Origin of the sequence: Staphylococcus sp. HMSC62D11 (assembly GCF_001839145.1) — a bacterium.
Classification (GTDB): domain Bacteria; phylum Bacillota; class Bacilli; order Staphylococcales; family Staphylococcaceae; genus Staphylococcus; species Staphylococcus lugdunensis.
Genome location: NZ_KV840185.1, coordinates 1 through 18,052 on the forward strand (window position 1 = coordinate 1; position 18,052 = coordinate 18,052).

General features: G+C 36.1%; 12 protein-coding genes, 1 tRNA gene and 1 other RNA gene. 3 read left to right on the forward strand and 11 right to left on the reverse strand.

From position 1 onward, the window contains the following. Nucleotides 1-435: 435 nt before the first annotated feature. The 11 genes from recR to gltB form a co-directional block, all read right to left on the reverse strand. Nucleotides 436-1,032, reverse strand: coding sequence for a recombination mediator RecR (gene recR / locus HMPREF3267_RS04605; protein WP_062078466.1), 597 nt, complete (start codon nucleotides 1,030-1,032; stop codon nucleotides 436-438). Between the two features lie 6 nt (nucleotides 1,033-1,038). After that, nucleotides 1,039-1,356 carry a YbaB/EbfC family nucleoid-associated protein gene (locus tag HMPREF3267_RS04610; protein ID WP_002479279.1) on the reverse strand — a complete coding sequence of 106 codons (318 nt, stop codon included), beginning with the start codon at nucleotides 1,354-1,356 and terminating at the stop codon, nucleotides 1,039-1,041. A gap of 87 nt (nucleotides 1,357-1,443) precedes the next feature. Next, the gene (dnaX, locus tag HMPREF3267_RS04615; protein WP_002461173.1) at nucleotides 1,444-3,174 is read right to left on the reverse strand and encodes a DNA polymerase III subunit gamma/tau; all 1,731 of its coding nucleotides are present in this window, start codon (nucleotides 3,172-3,174) and stop codon (nucleotides 1,444-1,446) included. Between the two features lie 65 nt (nucleotides 3,175-3,239). Further along, nucleotides 3,240-3,764, reverse strand: a complete 525-nt coding sequence (locus HMPREF3267_RS04620; RefSeq protein ID WP_002479278.1) for a GNAT family N-acetyltransferase — start codon at nucleotides 3,762-3,764, stop codon at nucleotides 3,240-3,242. Nucleotides 3,765-4,091: 327 nt separating this feature from the next. Then, an RNA gene (ffs, locus tag HMPREF3267_RS04625) (signal recognition particle sRNA large type) lies at nucleotides 4,092-4,361 on the reverse strand. A gap of 87 nt (nucleotides 4,362-4,448) precedes the next feature. Further along, nucleotides 4,449-5,177 (reverse strand): trehalose operon repressor, encoded by a 729-nt coding sequence (gene treR / locus HMPREF3267_RS04630; RefSeq protein WP_002492155.1) that lies wholly within the window; start codon nucleotides 5,175-5,177, stop codon nucleotides 4,449-4,451. A 20-nt stretch (nucleotides 5,178-5,197) separates the two neighbouring features. Continuing rightward, the gene (treC, locus tag HMPREF3267_RS04635; protein WP_062078465.1) at nucleotides 5,198-6,835 is read right to left on the reverse strand and encodes an alpha,alpha-phosphotrehalase; all 1,638 of its coding nucleotides are present in this window, start codon (nucleotides 6,833-6,835) and stop codon (nucleotides 5,198-5,200) included. A 77-nt stretch (nucleotides 6,836-6,912) separates the two neighbouring features. Then, a complete protein-coding gene (gene treP / locus HMPREF3267_RS04640) occupies nucleotides 6,913-8,358 on the reverse strand; it encodes a PTS system trehalose-specific EIIBC component (RefSeq protein WP_070823861.1) in 1,446 nt (481 codons plus the stop codon). A 292-nt stretch (nucleotides 8,359-8,650) separates the two neighbouring features. Further along, nucleotides 8,651-8,743: transfer RNA gene (locus tag HMPREF3267_RS04645), tRNA-Ser, on the reverse strand. Nucleotides 8,744-8,790: 47 nt separating this feature from the next. Next, nucleotides 8,791-10,266: a glutamate synthase subunit beta gene (locus HMPREF3267_RS04650; RefSeq protein ID WP_002461168.1), complete on the reverse strand. Its 1,476-nt coding sequence runs from the start codon at nucleotides 10,264-10,266 to the stop codon at nucleotides 8,791-8,793. Nucleotides 10,267-10,283: 17 nt separating this feature from the next. Then, on the reverse strand, nucleotides 10,284-14,780 hold the full coding sequence (gene gltB, locus HMPREF3267_RS04655) for a glutamate synthase large subunit (protein WP_062078464.1): 4,497 nt from the start codon (nucleotides 14,778-14,780) through the stop codon (nucleotides 10,284-10,286). Nucleotides 14,781-14,923: 143 nt separating this feature from the next. Between gltB and gltC the strand changes: the two genes are divergently transcribed. The 3 genes from gltC to HMPREF3267_RS04670 all read left to right on the forward strand — a co-directional run bounded on the left by gltC (nucleotide 14,924) and on the right by HMPREF3267_RS04670 (nucleotide 17,798). Continuing rightward, nucleotides 14,924-15,808: a glutamate biosynthesis transcriptional regulator GltC gene (gene gltC / locus HMPREF3267_RS04660; protein WP_002479273.1), complete on the forward strand. Its 885-nt coding sequence runs from the start codon at nucleotides 14,924-14,926 to the stop codon at nucleotides 15,806-15,808. A 98-nt stretch (nucleotides 15,809-15,906) separates the two neighbouring features. Next, complete coding sequence (locus tag HMPREF3267_RS04665; protein ID WP_172952963.1) at nucleotides 15,907-17,019, forward strand: YibE/F family protein; 1,113 nt, start codon at nucleotides 15,907-15,909, stop codon at nucleotides 17,017-17,019. After that, the gene (locus HMPREF3267_RS04670) at nucleotides 17,016-17,798 is read left to right on the forward strand and encodes a YibE/F family protein (RefSeq protein ID WP_002461163.1); all 783 of its coding nucleotides are present in this window, start codon (nucleotides 17,016-17,018) and stop codon (nucleotides 17,796-17,798) included. Before HMPREF3267_RS04665 ends, HMPREF3267_RS04670 begins: the two co-directional genes overlap by 4 nt. The last annotated feature ends 254 nt before the right edge of the window (nucleotides 17,799-18,052 follow it).

The following is an 18,052-nucleotide window of genomic DNA, read 5'->3' on the forward strand; positions in this document are numbered from 1 at the left end:
GTCATTCAGTTTTCAATGTTCATTTCTTACCGACGAGAATTAATTATACTAGCTATAGCCATAAAAGTCAACAACTATATATAATTAATTTTTATTTGAAATGCTAAGTTGATTTGCTCAACAAATAAATACTATACAAGATGAGTGTCTTTATCACAATAGTAAAAATTACACCTATTCATTTACATTTAAAATACGTCTCACCATAAAGCGAACAACATTTTGATTAGAGAGTAAATAGTTCGCCTATCCACTCGATTTTTGTATGAAAATTTATAAATATAGTCATAATACTGCATTTTTACAAACTTTAGTTTGTAGCAAATTTTTATGAAAAAATTAAAAAAAGCCAATTAAGTCGCTCTAAAACATATAAGTTCTTAATCTATCAGAATTAATATATGTTAAGCGCGCCTTATTGGCTCAACTCATTTACTACATTTCAGTTCTTCCAGTGATTGCTTTTGAAAGTGTGACTTCATCTGCATACTCTAAATCTCCACCAACTGACAAACCTTGTGCAAGTCTTGTTACTTTAATGCCTATTGGTTTAACAAGTCTAGAAATATACATCGCTGTCGATTCACCTTCAAGATTTGGATTCATTGCTAATATAAGCTCTTTCACTTCTTCATCTTTTAATCTTTCTATTAATGAAGGGATGTTTATATCTTCAGGCCCAATACCATCCATTGGCGATATAGAACCATGTAAGACGTGATAAAGCCCTTTATACTCCCGCATTTTTTCCATAGCAATAACGTCTTTATCATCTTCGACTACACAAATCACTGTCCGATCCCTTTGCTTATCTTCACAAATATAGCAAGGGTCATTTTCTGTGATATGTCCACAAACACTGCAATAAGTTAACTCTCTTTTGACATCAACAAGTGCCTTCGCAAATTGAACTACGTCGTCTTCTTTCATATTTAGAGTATGAAAAGCCAGACGTTGAGCCGTCTTAGGACCAATGCCTGGTAATTTCATAAAACTGTCTATGAGTTTAGATATAGGTTCTGGATAATGCATGAGTTATCACATTCCAGGAATGTTTAGGCCTTGTGTATGTTTACCTAAGCGCTCTTGTGTTAGCTCATCAGCTTTGTTCATTGCTTCATTCGTAGCTGCTAAAACTAAATCTTGTAGCATTTCAATATCATCTGGATCAACAGCTTCTTCTTTAATTTCAACATCAACTACTTCTTTATGTCCAGTTACAGTTACAGCTACCATACCACCGCCAGCTGTACCTACAATACGCTCATCTTTAAGCTTTTCTTGTTCTTGAGCCATTTTCTTTTGCATTTTTTGCATTTGTTTCATCATTTGTTGCATATTTCCGCCACCGCGCATAATATCATTTCCTCCTTGAATAAACATCTATTTGTTCAAATTATACTTTTATTTCATTATACATACGAAAATAACTGTTGTCATGTCTTACTCTTCATCAACAAGATGCACGGTTTCATCTCCAAATAAGTCTCGCGCTTTTTGTGCGACATCAGTGGGTTGTGATTGTTCTCTCGTCTTAGTTTGCTGTGATGATTCATCCTGTGTTTCATGTTGCTCACCATTATGATTTTTGCGCTGTTGTATATATTCAGATCTGACTCTTAACCATTGATCAGATGGTACACCAACAACTTGGACGTTCTTATTGATAATCTCACAAACAACACTTTCTATATTATTTCTTTTTTCTACATCCTTATTGACTATTTCACAATGAATTTCTTCCTCAAATTTCACTAGTACATTTGTTTCACTTGCAGCCACTGGTTCGGAATTCTGTAGCAAGCTTACTAATGATTTTCTATCGTTATTTTTAGCATGGTCAATAACGTCATTCCAACGCCCTTTTAACAGTTTAATATCTTCTTTATTTGCATTATCTAATACTTTAGTAATCTTGCTCATTGAAAATGCATGTTTCACTTCTACATTACTTCTTGTTGCACGTTGAGCAGTTGGCTTTTGTGGTTTAGCAATAACACCTTGGGCTTTAAGTGTCTTAAGTTCATTTTCAAGTTGTTCCATTCTTTGTAACAAAGCATCATTTGTTGGTTGTGTTACCGCAGCTGGTGTAGCAACATTTTGGACATTTTCTGGACTGGTTTTCATCATTTCTGCAATTTTTACTAATAAAACTTCGAAATGTACGTTCTGATTGACACTAAAACGAATAGAAACAAGCGTATCATTAATAATATCAATCATATGGTACAACATTTCTAAATCAAAATCTGCTAATGCATCATATGTCATTGACTCGTCTGCTGTTTTACTCATGATGGTATCTCTGACAAAATAAATCATATCATTGATAAGGCGATTAACCTCTTTACCTTCAGAAATAAAATGATGGTAACGGGTGAACGCTTCACGCACATCGCCATTAACAATATCCTTAAATAAATCATTAAGTGCCGCTTCGTCTACACTTCCTGTTACGTCTAAAGCGTCTTTCAGTGTTAAGTGGTCATCTCCAAACGCAATGGCCTGATCCATAATACTTAATGCATCCCGCATGCCACCTTCAGATGCTTTAGCTATAAATTCTAGGGCTGCAATATCATAATCGATTTGTTGTTCATCAGCCACAAAGCGCAACCGTTCTACGATTTGCTCACTATTAATGGCTTTAAAATCAAATCTTTGTGCCCTAGAAATGATTGTCGGAGGAATTTTGTGAGGTTCTGTTGTTGCTAATATAAAAATCGCATGTGCAGGTGGCTCTTCTAACGTTTTTAACAACGCATTAAATGCCCCTGTAGTTAACATGTGAACCTCATCTATAATATAAACTTTGAATTTCGATTCACTAGGTGCATACTTCACTTTATCTCTAATATTTCTTATTTCATCTACGCCATTATTACTTGCCGCATCAATTTCGATGACATCGGAGTTAGTGCCTGTCGTAATGCCCTTACATATCGCACATTCATTACAAGGCTCACCATCATTACTATTTAAGCAATTGATTGCTTTTGCAAACACTTTAGCAATACTTGTTTTTCCTGTACCTCTTGGGCCACTAAAAATATAGGCATGTGATTGCTTACCTTTTGATATCGCGTTTTTCAGCGTTTGCGTTACGTGTTCTTGTCCAACAACATCGGAAAAGCTTTGAGGTCTGAACATTCGATACAATGCCTGATAATTCACTTCTACACCTCCATAAACAATTACTCATTATTATATCATGGGTTCTCCATTTTATATCAATTCATTTATACTACATCTGCATCTTTTACTTTTCCATGCGGATAGTCTGTTAATTGATCCCATAAAAACTTCACTTGTAGCTGTTCTAACGTACTTTCGTCGGAATAAATATCGTAAATTTCTGCCTTTTCATAGCCCAACTGTTCAAAATAATCAGGCGCTCCAGATACAATGATCGTATTAAAATTTTCTGCTCTAGCACGTTCTTCAACAGCATTTACTAAAGCTTTGCCGATTCCTTGACCTCTTACTTCTGGATCTACGGATAATGATGCAAGTTCAAGTGCAGGATACTTCGCATCTTGCGCAACGATATTAATTTTACTTAACATAACATGTCCTACTACTACAGCTGCTTCATCTTTAGCAATTACTTCTAGTTCATATTGGTAACTTGGCGACTGTCTTAACCTTGCTACTAGCGCTCTTTTTGCTTTACCTTTTTTCGGATTTTCTGTATAACTTTGTTCGATTTTTTCTAGCGTCTGAGTATAATCTACTTCAGTTAAGGTGCTTAAATATACTTGCATATATCCTCCTGAACATTGTATGCATAGACGCAAATACATGCACTTTCATTATATAGCACATAGTTAAAATGAAATGCATCAGCATAGCTTTAATTTATAACAGTTTAAATGTATCAAATTTTTGCTATATTCGCTATTTTGATCAAAAGGGCAGTAGTAAAATCATATTTCATCACAAAGATTTTGTAACTTTGCTTCTGGAAATGCATTGTGCCATTCCTCTCTGTTGAGGCTCCGAAAATGTAATTAGAGGCTGAGTTATTAAATATATCTCAGCCTCCTCGTATTGTATTTATTTATAGTAAAGTTTTGATTGTATATAAAAAGCCGCACACCTCTGAATCGAACACAATTCATAAACGTTACCGAAGTCGACAGCTAAATCTCGGCTACCCTACGGCACATATGAGGATCCACTTAATGCTGCTTCCGTCAGGACCTGACATGATTCATGGGTTCATATTGCATAGGACCGAAATCTTCAAACACTACGTGCTTCGGGCAGACTTCACAAAATTGTGCCCTCAACAAAGGAATTAAGTCTCGCATAAAGCGGATTTCGAGTATAGGGAACCGCTACCTCCCCACCTAGCACGGCAAGAATTATATTACTATAAATAAGCATTGATATGCAAGTGTAATGTCTATCATTTAGAATAGATGCGTAATCAATAAATCACATTTTTAATAGTTGTGATAACGTCGTGAAAATTCTTTAAAAGTGAAATCTGTAGCAATATGCTTTGAAATATTATATTGAAAAGCTGTCGTATCTTTAAGATAAATAATACTTCTAACTGTTGCCGAATATGGTGGCTCAACATTTCCAAATATACTTAACTCATAATCATTAAATGCTTCGAAGGTAATCGCTTTACATGAATAACTAATTTGTAAGTTGAGTTGTTGCTCAATATAATTATATATCGAATCCTCTACAACTTCTCGACTCAAACTTGGTACTTGGGATGCCAAAAAGAAATCTTCATCTAATATTTTAACTTTCCCATCAATACTTCGAGTACGTACAATGTGTAGAAGTCTTTCATAGTTTCTCAACCCTAATTTTTCTTTAACAACTGGGAATTCATGTGCATAACATGTTTCGTTGAGAAGCATTTCCGTATGGTGGGTGAGCCCTAATTGTTCCTTTATTTCTTTAAAACTAATTAAATCCGAAAATGGGAATTCCGTTACGCCTCGATATATAACAACAGAGCCCTTACCTCTTATTTTCTGAATCATACCATCAGCTACTAATAAATCTAAAGCTTTTCTCACTGTTTCACGTGAAGCTTTATTTATATTCATTAACTCATGTTCCGATGGTAATTGACTCCCTTTAGTATAACTTCCATTCAAAATGGCTGTTTTTAATTGGTTATAAATTTTTGTGAATTTCTTAATTGTCACTTGGTTCACCAATTCCTTATCTATAATTCTTGCTCAACCACCAACGCTCCATATCCAGTTATTTGTCGGTTTGATATTTCCCCGTTTCTAATAATTGTTTTTCCTTTAATGTTTAAATCTTCTGGTAATCGTACTGGTTGCTGTGAAAAGTTAGCGACAACTAACCATGAAGTTGCTTGATAATTACGTCGATATATAAACAACTTGTCATGTGCCATATATAGCGCTTCTATATTTCCGTAAGTCACAATATCATATTGGTGTCGAATGTCAATCAATTGTCGATATGTTTGTAAAATAGATTGCTTATCTTGCATCGCTTGTTGAACATTTACTTGTTCATAATTTTGTGCTAAATCAATCCAAGGCTTACCTGTAGTGAAACCTCCATAAGCTTCATTATTCCATTGCATAGGTGTGCGTGAATTATCTCGAGACTTTTGCCCTAAAATCGTAAGCGCCTCTACATCACTTTCACCCTGTGCAGTTAATTTTTCATACGCATTATGAGATTCAATATCGCGATATTGTTCTATAGTAGTAAAATGTGGATTGGTCATACCGATTTCTTCACCTTGATAGATGTACGGTGTCCCTTGAAGCATATGCAACACAATTGCTAACATTTTAGCACTGGCTTGGCGATTTTCTTCAGTCGAATCATCTCCAAAACGTGACACGACACGTGGTTGATCGTGATTACACCAGAATATCGCGTTCCAACCCCCACCTTGATAAATGCCTATTTGCCATTCCATCAAAATTTCCTTCAACTTGAGAAAGTTTAACTTAGCATTTGACCACTTTTCACCATTAAGATAATCAACTTTGAGGTGATGGAAATGAAATACGCTGTTAAGTTCTTGACGCTCTGGTTTAGTATATTTAATGCAATGTTCAATCGTTGTTGATGACATCTCACCAACTGTCATCATTCCTTTATCGCCGAAAGTATTGCGGTTTAACTCATGTAAATACTGATGAACACGTGGTCCATCCGTATAAAATTCTTTTCCAATTTTTGATGAATCTTTAAATTCACCTTTAGATATAAGATTAATAACATCAAAACGGAAGCCATCTACCCCAAATTTAATCCAGTAATTAACAATATCATATAACGCTTGACGTACCTTTTCATTTCCCCAATTCAAATCAGCTTGTGTTACATCGAAAAGGTGAAGATAATACGCATCAGTCTTCTCATCATATTGCCATGCATTTCCACCAAACTTTGATTCCCAATTCGTCGGTGACCCATCTGGAGATGTTTTAAAAAAATAAAAATCACGATACGGGTTGTCTTTTGAACTGATTGCTTGTTTAAACCATTCATGTTCTGTAGAAGTATGATTAATGACAATATCTAACATAACTTTTAGATTACGGTCATGTGCTTCAGAAATCAATGTTTGAAAGTCTTCTATGGTGCCAAATCGTTCATTGATTTTAAAATAATTACTAATATCATAACCATTATCATTCATAGGTGATTCATAAATCGGGGTTAACCAAATATAATCAACACCTAAATATTGTATATAGTCCAGTTTGTCAATGATACCTTGTAAATCTCCTTCACCACTCCCAGTTGTATCGTTAAAAGATTTCGGATAAATTTGATAAACTACGGATTTTCTCCAGTCATTGTTTGCCATGTCCTGCTCCTTTTTATATGTTATTCGTATAGAAAAACGCATCTCGGTTATAATGATTAATCTATACGTCGTTCAAATTATTTTTCTGCTTCTGGAGGTGTTACAATTTTTTTCGTTTTTTCATGACTAAATTTTGCTAAAAATACCGTTAATATTGCTGGAATCACTAATGCTGCAATAGTTATAGGAAGATATACCGGCCACCAAAATTGATGTTGAATAGAGATAAATGCAGGAAATCCGCCTACACCTACATTACCTAGCACTCGATTCGCCCCCACAAATGCACCTAGTATCGCTGATGTTGATATCGCTGCTACAAATGGATATTTTAGAGGTAAGTTCACCCCAAACATTGCTGGCTCTGTTACCCCAAGAATGCCTGAAATACTTGAAGTTAATGCTAATCCCTCTTCTTTAACCATTTTGCGTCGTTTATACACATACCAAGCTCCAAATGCTGCTGAACCTTGACACATGTTTGAAATAGCAACAATTGGCCATAGATAAGTGCCTCCCAATTTACTGCCCATCAATTGAAAGTCAACTGCTAAGAACATATGATGTAACCCTGTAATAACAAGCGGGCCATAAAGTAATCCATATAAGAAGCCTCCTAGCCATCCAGCATGTTCAAATACAAATTGTATTGCACCTGTAATACCAGTACCAATGACTAATGCAATTGGACCTATAATGACAAATGCTAAAAAGCCGGTAACTAAAAGCGCAATAGGCCCTACCACCAACATCTTAATGGAATCATGAACTACCTTATTTAATGCTTTTTCAATTTGTGCCAATACATATGCTGCAAACAACACTGGCAAGACTTGTCCTTGATAATTTAATTGTTTAATTTCTAAACCAAATAAATGCCATGTAGGAATATGTCCCTTGCCAATATCATATTGAGAGACCAGTTGTGGATGCATTAATATGAGTCCAAGTACTAATCCTAAGATAGGACTTCCCCCAAATACACGCATACTACTCCACCCAATAAGTGCAGGTAAGAAAATAAAAGCCGTACTAGCAATCACATTAACGATATTAGAAATATCTCCTAATTGCTGATATTGTTCGACTAATGGCTTAGACCCAAAAAGCCCTTTCATCGTTAATAAGTTGTTAATTCCCATCAATAAACCCGCTGTAACTAATGCAGGTAAAATTGGAATAAAAATATCTCCTAATAACTTAATCAGCCGTTGTAAAGGATTCCCTTTTTTTGCAGCTGCTTGCTTAGCTTCATCTTTGGAAACCTCTTCAACACCCGTTTCATCTATAAAGTGCTTATATACTTCCTCTACTGTTCCTGGTCCAATAACAATTTGATACTGATGATCTGCTTTAAATTGCCCTTTGACCAATGGATTGTCACTTAACATGTCTTTATTTACTTTATTATCATCTTTAAGCACGATTCTTAATCGAGTCACACAATGCGTTGCTGCATCAATATTTTCTTTACCACCAATTGCTTGTACAATGTGCTGCACACCTTTTCTATTTACAGCCAAGTTAGCCACTTCCTTTTTATCTTTGCTTCAGTATAACTTGTCTAGACAAGTTATGTAAAGGCTTTCATTATTGAAGTGGTTTGTTTTTAAAATAATCTCTTAGGATACTATAACTCAAATTATTTAACGATGTTGATTTTCCTTTTCAGTAATTCATTAGTAAATGGTTTAGTTCACACTTCTTTTTTGACTTATTCAATATTTTAACTATTCACTTAACACGTAAAAAAGCAAGCCCTTATTAACTAAGCGCTTGCATTAAATATCTATTAGTCTTGGATTTTAAATATAATGGCGGAGGAAGAGGGATTCGAACCCCCGCGGGCCGTTAAGCCCCTGTCGGTTTTCAAGACCGATCCCTTCAGCCGGACTTGGGTATTCCTCCAATGAACACAATAAACATCTTATTATAGCGTTCATTAAAAGTCAATATTATTTTATATGTTGTGCCATGTTTTTTTGAGTTAAATAATGATGGACTGCTTTAGCAACTCCACGTCCTTCTCTAATAGCCCACACAACCAAACTTTGTCCGCGTCGCGCATCTCCAGCAGCAAAGATATGCGGATGATTTGTTTGATAATTTATGTCATCGGCTACTATTTTATTGCGTTCTGTAGCAATATGAAATGCATGTGGCACTGTATTTTCTGTACCAACAAATCCAATGGATAGCAACACTAAGTCTGCTGGCCAGTGACGTTCTGTACCATCAACGATTGACATACCATTTTCTGTTTGCTCTAAAACTTGTGTAAAGACACCTCTAACATATCCTAAATGATCTACATCATAGCGCATAGTTTGAACACCATAAGCACGTGGTTCTTTACCAAAGCGTGCTTCATATTCTTTATGGGCATAATCCATTTTGAATACTGGCATCGCAAGTGGCCATGCTGTATTGTAATCAACGGTCATCTTTTCTGGCAACCGTGTATATTTATTGAACTGAACCACAGACTTACAGTTTTCACGTAAAGCCGTAGCTACGCAGTCTGCTCCTGTATCACCTGCGCCAATAACAATAACATTTTTATTTTTTGCCGTAATAGTTGGCTGATTTATTTCACCATTTAACACCTGCATTTGTTCAGTTAGATAGTCCATAGCAAAATGAATTCCAAAGCCCATCCGTCCTTCTAATGGTAAATCTCTAGCCTGTTGGGAACCTGTACATAGAATAATAGCATCAAACATATCTTCTAACGTTGTTTTGCTGATATCTACCCCCACCTCAACATCAGTCTTAAAGCATATACCTGCTTCTTCCATTAATGCAATACGGCGGCGAACTACATTCTTGTCCAATTTCATATTAGGAATACCATACATCAGCAAACCACCAGGCTCGTGGGCCTTTTCAAATACTGTAACCTGATATCCTTGATAGTTTAATTCCTCAGCAGCAGTTAAACCAGCCGGTCCACTACCAACTATAGCCACCGATTGATTTCTAGAGGTACGAGGGTATTTAGGTGAAACCCAACCATGCTCATAAGCTTCATCAATAATAGTGCGCTCAATTCCTTTTATAGCAACTGATTCTCTATTGATTTTCATAACACATGAGTTTTCACATGGTGCTGGACAAACTCGGCCAGTAAATTCCGGAAAATTATTTGTTTCTTTTAGACGCTCATAAGCACTTTTAAAGTCTTGATGATACACTAAATCGTTCCATTCAGGAATGTAATTACCAATAGGGCAGCCTATCGTTTCTTTGCCATAAGGTAGCCCCGTCTGACAAAAAGGTGTGCCACAATCCATACATCGAGCACCTTGAATCCTTGCTTCCTCTTTAGTAAAACGTTGTTGAAATGGCTGATGATTTAACAGTCGATCTGCTAATGATAATTCCGTCAGCGATTGTTTGTCATACATCATAAAACCCTTATATTCCCCCATGACCATCGCTCCTTCCATCAATACACTAACGTCGGTTGCAATGCTTTATCTATCGACGTGCTATCATCATTAAAAGCCGCCAATAATGCATCAGCATCACTGCTATACTGACGTCGTTTTATCTCGATTTTTTGCATCATTAATTCATAATCTTTTGGTATCACTTTAACTGCACGTGACTCTATTTGGTCAAACTGTTTAAGCACATCACGTGCTTTCGTACTATTTGTATAGGCGATGTGTGCCTCTAGCATTTGACGGATTAATGCTTGTTCTTCTTGATGTACAACTTGTTTAAATGCCAAAGTCTCTAGTGCATGTGTAGCTTTGAATGCTTCAACATCACTCGGGAAGACATAACATACACCACCACTCATACCTTGACCAAAGTTTTTACCTACGTCTCCTAGTATGAGCACGTGTCCTCCTGTCATATACTCTAGGCCATGATCTCCGATTCCTTCTACAACAACATTCACACCGCTATTACGAATACAAAATCGTTCGCCAGCACGACCATTAATATACGCCTCTCCGGCGGTAGCACCATAAAAACAAACATTTCCTACAATAATATCTTTTTCTCTTTCAGGTTTTGGTGCTTTAATACAAATTTTGCCACCTGACAACCCTTTACCAACATAGTCATTTGCATCACCAGTATGTTGTATTGTTAATCCTTGTGGCGCAAATGCTGCTATACTTTGCCCAGCATGACCAGATGTTTTTACTATAATGGTATCTTCTGGCAAGCCATCCGGACCATAGTATTCTGTTATCGTACTACCCGTAATAACACCAACATCACGTTGTTCATTATGAATAACATATGTCCCCTCAAAGTGTTGGCCTTCTTTAATTGCGATTTGTGCATCGTAGTACAAACTACTTAAATCAAAACCTTGTTCTAAATGATGTTGTTGCATCATCTGTTGATAATTCACACCAGCTATTGGTTCAAGTAGTGGCAACAAATCTAAGGTTGCCGCTTTAGATCTTGGCGGTATATCCGTTGCACGCTCAAGCAAGTCTGTACGACCAATCAAATCTTCTACGCGTTTTAAACCTAGAGAAGCTAAAATTTCCCGCATTTCTTCTGCGATAAAATACATAAAATTCACGACATGTTCTGCTTTGCCATTAAATAATGCACGCAAATCCTTATTTTGAGTAGCAATACCCACGGGACAAGTATCTTTATGACACACCCGCATCATGACACATCCCAACACAACAAGTGGTGCCGTAGCAAAACCAAACTCTTCAGCACCTAATGCGCAAGCAAGTGCAACATCTCTACCTGTAAGTAATTTACCGTCCGTTTCAATTTTGACACGACTACGTAAATCATTAAGCTTTAACGTTTGATGTGTTTCTGCTAACCCAATCTCCCAAGGTAATCCTGCATGTTGTATACTCGTTTTTGGTGAAGCACCTGTACCACCATCATAGCCACTGATTACGATCTTATCGGCAAAAGCTTTTGCGACGCCAGAAGCAATCGTACCAACGCCTGATTTCGATACTAATTTTACCGCCACATCCGCATTTCTATTTGCATTTTTTAAATCATGAATCAATTGTGCTAAATCCTCAATCGAATAAATATCATGATGCGGTGGTGGTGAAATAAGTCCAATCCCAGGTGTTGCACCTCTCACCTTGGCAATCCAAGGATATACTTTACTGCCTGGTAATTGTCCTCCTTCACCTGGTTTAGCACCTTGAGCAACTTTAATCTGTAACTCTTTTGCATGTTGTAAGTATTCACTTGTTACGCCAAAACGACCGGATGCTACTTGCTTTATGGCACTAGATATATTACTGCCATCTGCTTGCTGTTTATAGCGGTAAGCATGTTCTCCACCCTCACCACTGTTGCTTTTTCCACCTAACTGATTCATAGCTTTGGCTAAAGTCTCATGTGCTTCTGCCGAAATTGAACCATAACTCATTGCGCCTGTATTAAATCGTCTTACAATCTCTTCTGCTGATTCTACCTCTTCAATTGAGATTGGGTGCTGTTGTTTAAACGTTAGTAAGTCTCTGATATGGTCAAACCGTTTGCTATGAACTGCAGCAGTAAATTCTTTGAATTGTTGGTAGTCATTTTCGCGACATGCGTGTTGTAACTTGAAAATAGTCAATGGATTAAATACATGGTGCTGTCCTTGTTGTCTCCATTGAAATACACTTCCTGAAGGTAAATAATCTAAGTGTCGTTGTTGCTGTGCTTTATTTTCTGCTTCTATTTGTGCTATGGATAACCCTGATAGCTTAGACGGCGTGCCTGGGAAATAGCGTTCAATAACTTCATGAGACAAACCAATTGCTTCAAAAATTTGAGCACCGTGATAACTTTGTACCGTTGAAATACCCATTTTAGCCATGACTTTTATGACGCCTTCAGATAAAATTTGAGTATATGTTTCGACATTATTTGAAACTTTACCTGTTAGCTTTTTCTGTACTGTCAACTGTTCAATGGTTGCTTGCGCAAGATATGGTACTACCGCATTCGCTCCGTAGCCTAATAAGCACGCAACATGATGAACTTCTCTTGTTTCTCCGCTATAAGCCACGATACTTGTATTCATGCGTAAATTTTCTTTAATGAGTAGCTGATGAATATAGCTGGTTGCAAGTAATATAGGCAAGGCATATGCTGTTTTCTGGCTCAACAAACTATCATCTAATACGAGAATTTCAGCGCCATCTTTAACTGCTTCAATGGCCTGTTGACCAAGCAATTCAAGTGCATCTGCAAGCACATTTGTATATAAGGTAGATAATCGTACTGTCTTGAACTCACTCGATTCAATATATTCAAGCTGACTAGGTGTCAATACAGGTCTTTGTAATTGAATTCGCTTTAGCGCTTCCGGCGTCGGATGTAATATATTCCCCTCTGCACCTAGGTAAGACAGTTCACTTGTTACTATTTTCTCACGATAAGCATCAATGGGTGGATTAGTAACTTGTGCAAATAATTGCTTAAAGTAATTGAATAAACTTTGTGGTTGTTCATTTAATACAGCTATTGGCACATCATAACCCATGGCACCAATTGGATCTTTCTTGCCAGTCACAAGTTCACTCATATATTTATTAATATCTTCTTTGGTATAGCCAAATTGTTGTTGTAACTTAAATATTGTTGTTTCAGATAAACACGATGATTGATAACCTATTTGTTCCAAGTGTAAATCAATTTTATGCTTTGCAAGCCACGCTTTATAAGGATATTGTGTTGCTATTCGTGATTTCAGCTCATTATTTTCAATTACTTGCTGTGTCTCAAAATCCACAAGCAATAATTTACCTGGATTTAACTGCCCTTTATAAGCGACATTCGCTTCTGGAATATCAACCACACCAACTTCAGAAGAAAAAACAATATAATTATCCTTTGTAATCGTATAACGTCCAGGTCTCAAACCATTACGATCTGTTAAAGCGCCTATTTTATCGCCGTTACAAAACGATATCATTGTTGGTCCGTCCCAAGGTTCCATCAAGTAGCTATAAAATTCATAAAATGCACGCACCGTTGCATCATTTGCTTTGTTATGTTGCCATGGTTCTGGTATAAGGAGCATCGCTGCTTGTTCAGGTTCCATAGCAAGTGTTAAAAATTCTAACGCATTGTCAACAATAGCAGAATCACTACCATCTTCATCTACAATCTGGCAAATCTTATGTGCATCATTCGGAAATAATGTTTGGATCAGTTGTCGTTGACGCGCCCGCATCCAGTTCACATTCCCTTGAATGGTGTTAATTTCTCCATTATGCATTAGCATACGGTTAGGATGTGCCCGTTTCCAACTTGGGAATGTATTCGTGCTAAAACGAGAATGTACCAATCCAAATTTAGACTGATAATCTGAATGTTGTAAATCCAAATATAACCCCTTAATCTGATCAGATCTCAGCCATCCTTTATAAACAATTGTTTTATGAGATAAGCTAGTAAAATAAAGTTCTAACCCCTGTTGTTCAGCTTCGTGTTCAATTTGTTTTCTTGCCAAATATAACTTTTTCTCGATATCTTGATGATTAGTAATGTCGACAAAGATTTGATAGACATATGGCATAGTCTTAGCTACATGCTGTGCTAATACCTCTTTATTTACAGGTACTTCACGATATCCTAGCACCTTTAGTCCTTCACTACGAAATAACAAATCTATCATTTTCTGATATCGTGTATTTACTATGACCTTTTGAGAAAAGAATAATCCTACCGCGTATTCCCCTTCACACGGAAGTTCAAAATCAACATGTTTATTAAAATAATCAAATGGTATTTCGGTCATTATTCCTGCGCCATCGCCTGTAATACCATCTGCGCCCACGCCACCGCGATGATCTAAACGACGTAACATTTCTAATGATTTGTCAACGATGTCATGCGAGCGTTTATTATCCATATTGGCATAAAAACCAATACCACAAGCATCATGTTCTTCTCGATAATCATATAATCCTCTTTTTATTGTTAAATCACACATGATGCATACCCCATTTTCAAGAATTTTCTGAATATTTATGTTAATATGCTTCACTATAATGTAAAATATTTATCTGTACAATATACGAATTCGATAATACCTTTCTAATTTTTAGAACAATGATAGTTAATGGAGGAATAGGCATGGAAATCAAACAATTAAAATATTTTTTAGAGGTAGCTAAAAGAGAACATCTTTCTGATGCTGCATTAGAACTAGATATCGCCCAGTCGGCAATTAGTCGGCAGATTCAACAATTAGAAGATGAGTTGCAAGTCAAACTATTTAAGCGTCAAGGTCGTAACATTCGTTTAACCACAGCAGGTAAAGACTTTGTTATTCATGCCACTAAATTATTAAATCAAGTAGATGAAACTTTGACATTATTCCGTCAACAAGAATCCAATAATCTTTATTCTATTAATCTAGGATATGAACAAGGCTATGTTGCTGAACGTATATTACCATTAATACAAACATTTGAACGTCAGTATGATAGTAAAATTATTCCACAACAAGTTTCTCAAGATTCCACGAAGCAGATATTAGTGGATGCGTTGGATGTTGCGATTACTGAGCTTACTCCAACGCTACAACAAAACAACGATTTAAATGTAACTTTATTATATGAAGAAACTTACCATTTATATTTACCTAAAGAAGAACCGTTAGCTCTGGCGATGAACCCACACTTAGCTCAATTTGAAGGCGCAACGATTTTTACATTAACGCCTCTGTCCACAACAATGATAGCTTTAATTGAACAATTAACTAAAGCTACACTACACGTCGTCACACATCCGGCGCTAGCTCAATATTTACTTGCACAACATCGTGGTTTTATATTAGCACCTGATTATCAACGCTTAACTGTCAGTTCACTTGATTATAAAGATATTTCACTTAATCACACGCCTTTAAAACGCTCTATCTGCATCGTAGTGCGCAAAGAAAATAATAAGCCTGATGTGCAACAATTAACATCACTGATACAAACTTTATTTAATCGTGTTTCAACATATCATTAATCGTTCACGCCACTTTATAAAGCTGCTAATATTTGAAATGCTAAAGCTTAGGGCGTATAATCACTCTATCTTTAAAGTGAAAGGACCGTCTTAACATGATGCAATATAAAAACATATTGACTTCAAGATTTTTTTGGCTAATTTGCAGTTTAGCAGTCCTTATATTAGCAGTGTTTATTTTTACATTTTTCAACGATCGACTCTACCACACGCCTATTGCCAAGATTACAAATGTCGAACAAGTTCATCAGCAAAAAATAACTGATGAACACCATAATACAGATACAAAGTACAAACAACGTCTAACATTAGAAATATTAAATGGTAAGTTTCAGCATCAAACAACAACCATTAACCATACATATGTAGCATCTCAAGCAGATACAGAAGCCTTTTCTAAAAATAACAAAGTACTTTTACATATAACAGATTCATTAAAAAGCGCAACTATTATCGAAAAAAAACGTGATTCCCTAGTCGTTGCAATTTCTGGAGTATTCATACTCGCCGTACTCATTGTTGGTAAGAAAGTCGGTTTACAATCGATTCTATCACTAGCCTTCAATACTTGTGCCGTCTTATTGGCTATTCAACTTCATAACCAGCATCCTTCATTAAGTCTCTTTGGACTTATGACAATTGCTGTTACCTTAGCGACAATCATCACGCTACTACTAGTCACCGGATTAAAGCTGAGGTCATGGATAACGATTGCCAGTACTTTACTCGGCACTCTATTAAGCATTGGCATTACTGCATTGGTCATTCGTTTAACCGATGGTGCAGGTATAAAATATGAAACGATGAGTTTTCTCACATTACCACCTAAAGAAGTATTTTTAGCTTCCGTCTTAATTGGGTCTCTCGGTGCAGTTATGGATGTTGCTATCACTTTATCTAGTGGTATGTATGAAATTTATCAACGTACACCTGACATAAGTTTACAGCGCCTTGCAGTAGCCGGACGACGTATCGGTCAAGATATCATGGGAACCATGACGAATATACTATTATTTTCATATTTGTCTGGAAGTCTACCAATGCTACTTATATATCTAAAAAATGCCAATACATTTACTTACACGATTTCAATGAATTGGTCGTTAGAAATTACTCGAGCGATTTCTGGCGGGATTGGCATTGTCTTAACAATACCTATTACTATTACTTTAATGAGCCTTTTTATTAAATTGCGAGGTGAGCCATCATGAGTGCAATTACATTATTAGGATTTATCTTATTTTTATTAATGATTGTTTTTGGCGGGACTAAGGGGCTTATTTCATTTTTAACCTTATTCTTAAATTTTATCATTTTATTGATAAGTATCGTTTGTATTATGTTGGGTATACCGATATACGTGGTACTCGTCATTTTCTGTATCGTAGTTGCTTCATGCAATTTATTCATTTTAAATAGTTATAATATTAAAACTAAAGCCGCCTTTCTAGGCACAATGATAACCATCATGATACTTATTCTAGGTATTTATTTATCTGTTCGACTCGGTCATTTACAAGGTTTTACTACTGAACAACAGGATGAAACTTATATATTTTCCATGAACATTGGTATCGATATGGTGCAATTTATGGTGTTTACCATTGTGTTAGCAGTTATTGCAGCTGTTATTGATTTAGCAATCACCATCAGTTCACCAATGTACGAATTACACGAAGCAAATCCAAAATTATCTCAAACAGATTTATTCAAATCCGGCATGACGGTTGGACGAGAAATATTAGCTACTTCTGCAAACACAATTTATTTGGCTTATTTTGGTGGTCAATTAACATTATTCTTTTGGTTTTTTAAACTGAATTATTCATTTGAACACATTATCAATTCAAAAATCTTTACTCAAGAATTTATTTCCATCTTGCTAGGTGGTATCGCCATTGCAATAAGTATCCCTATCACTGCATGGATTACTGCCTTTTTCATTAAACATAAAAAATTATCCGCCACTCATTCTCAAACAATTGAATAACAATCAGGCAGGTTCACGTATGGCGCACGTTGTAACCTGCCTTATATTTTTCATTTAAACATTGAATTTGATTTCCTACTCCTTAGCATTATGGCATTCGTTGCTCTAGCTTAAGTATTTTCCCGGGAAATATACGATGAGTCTGGGACATCATTACCTTCTAGGTTATGAATTAAATATTGGCAGTAGTTGACAGGATTGAAAAAAGCTTGGTATCAGTGTATTTTCAATCCTGTCAACCTTGCGGGAGCGAG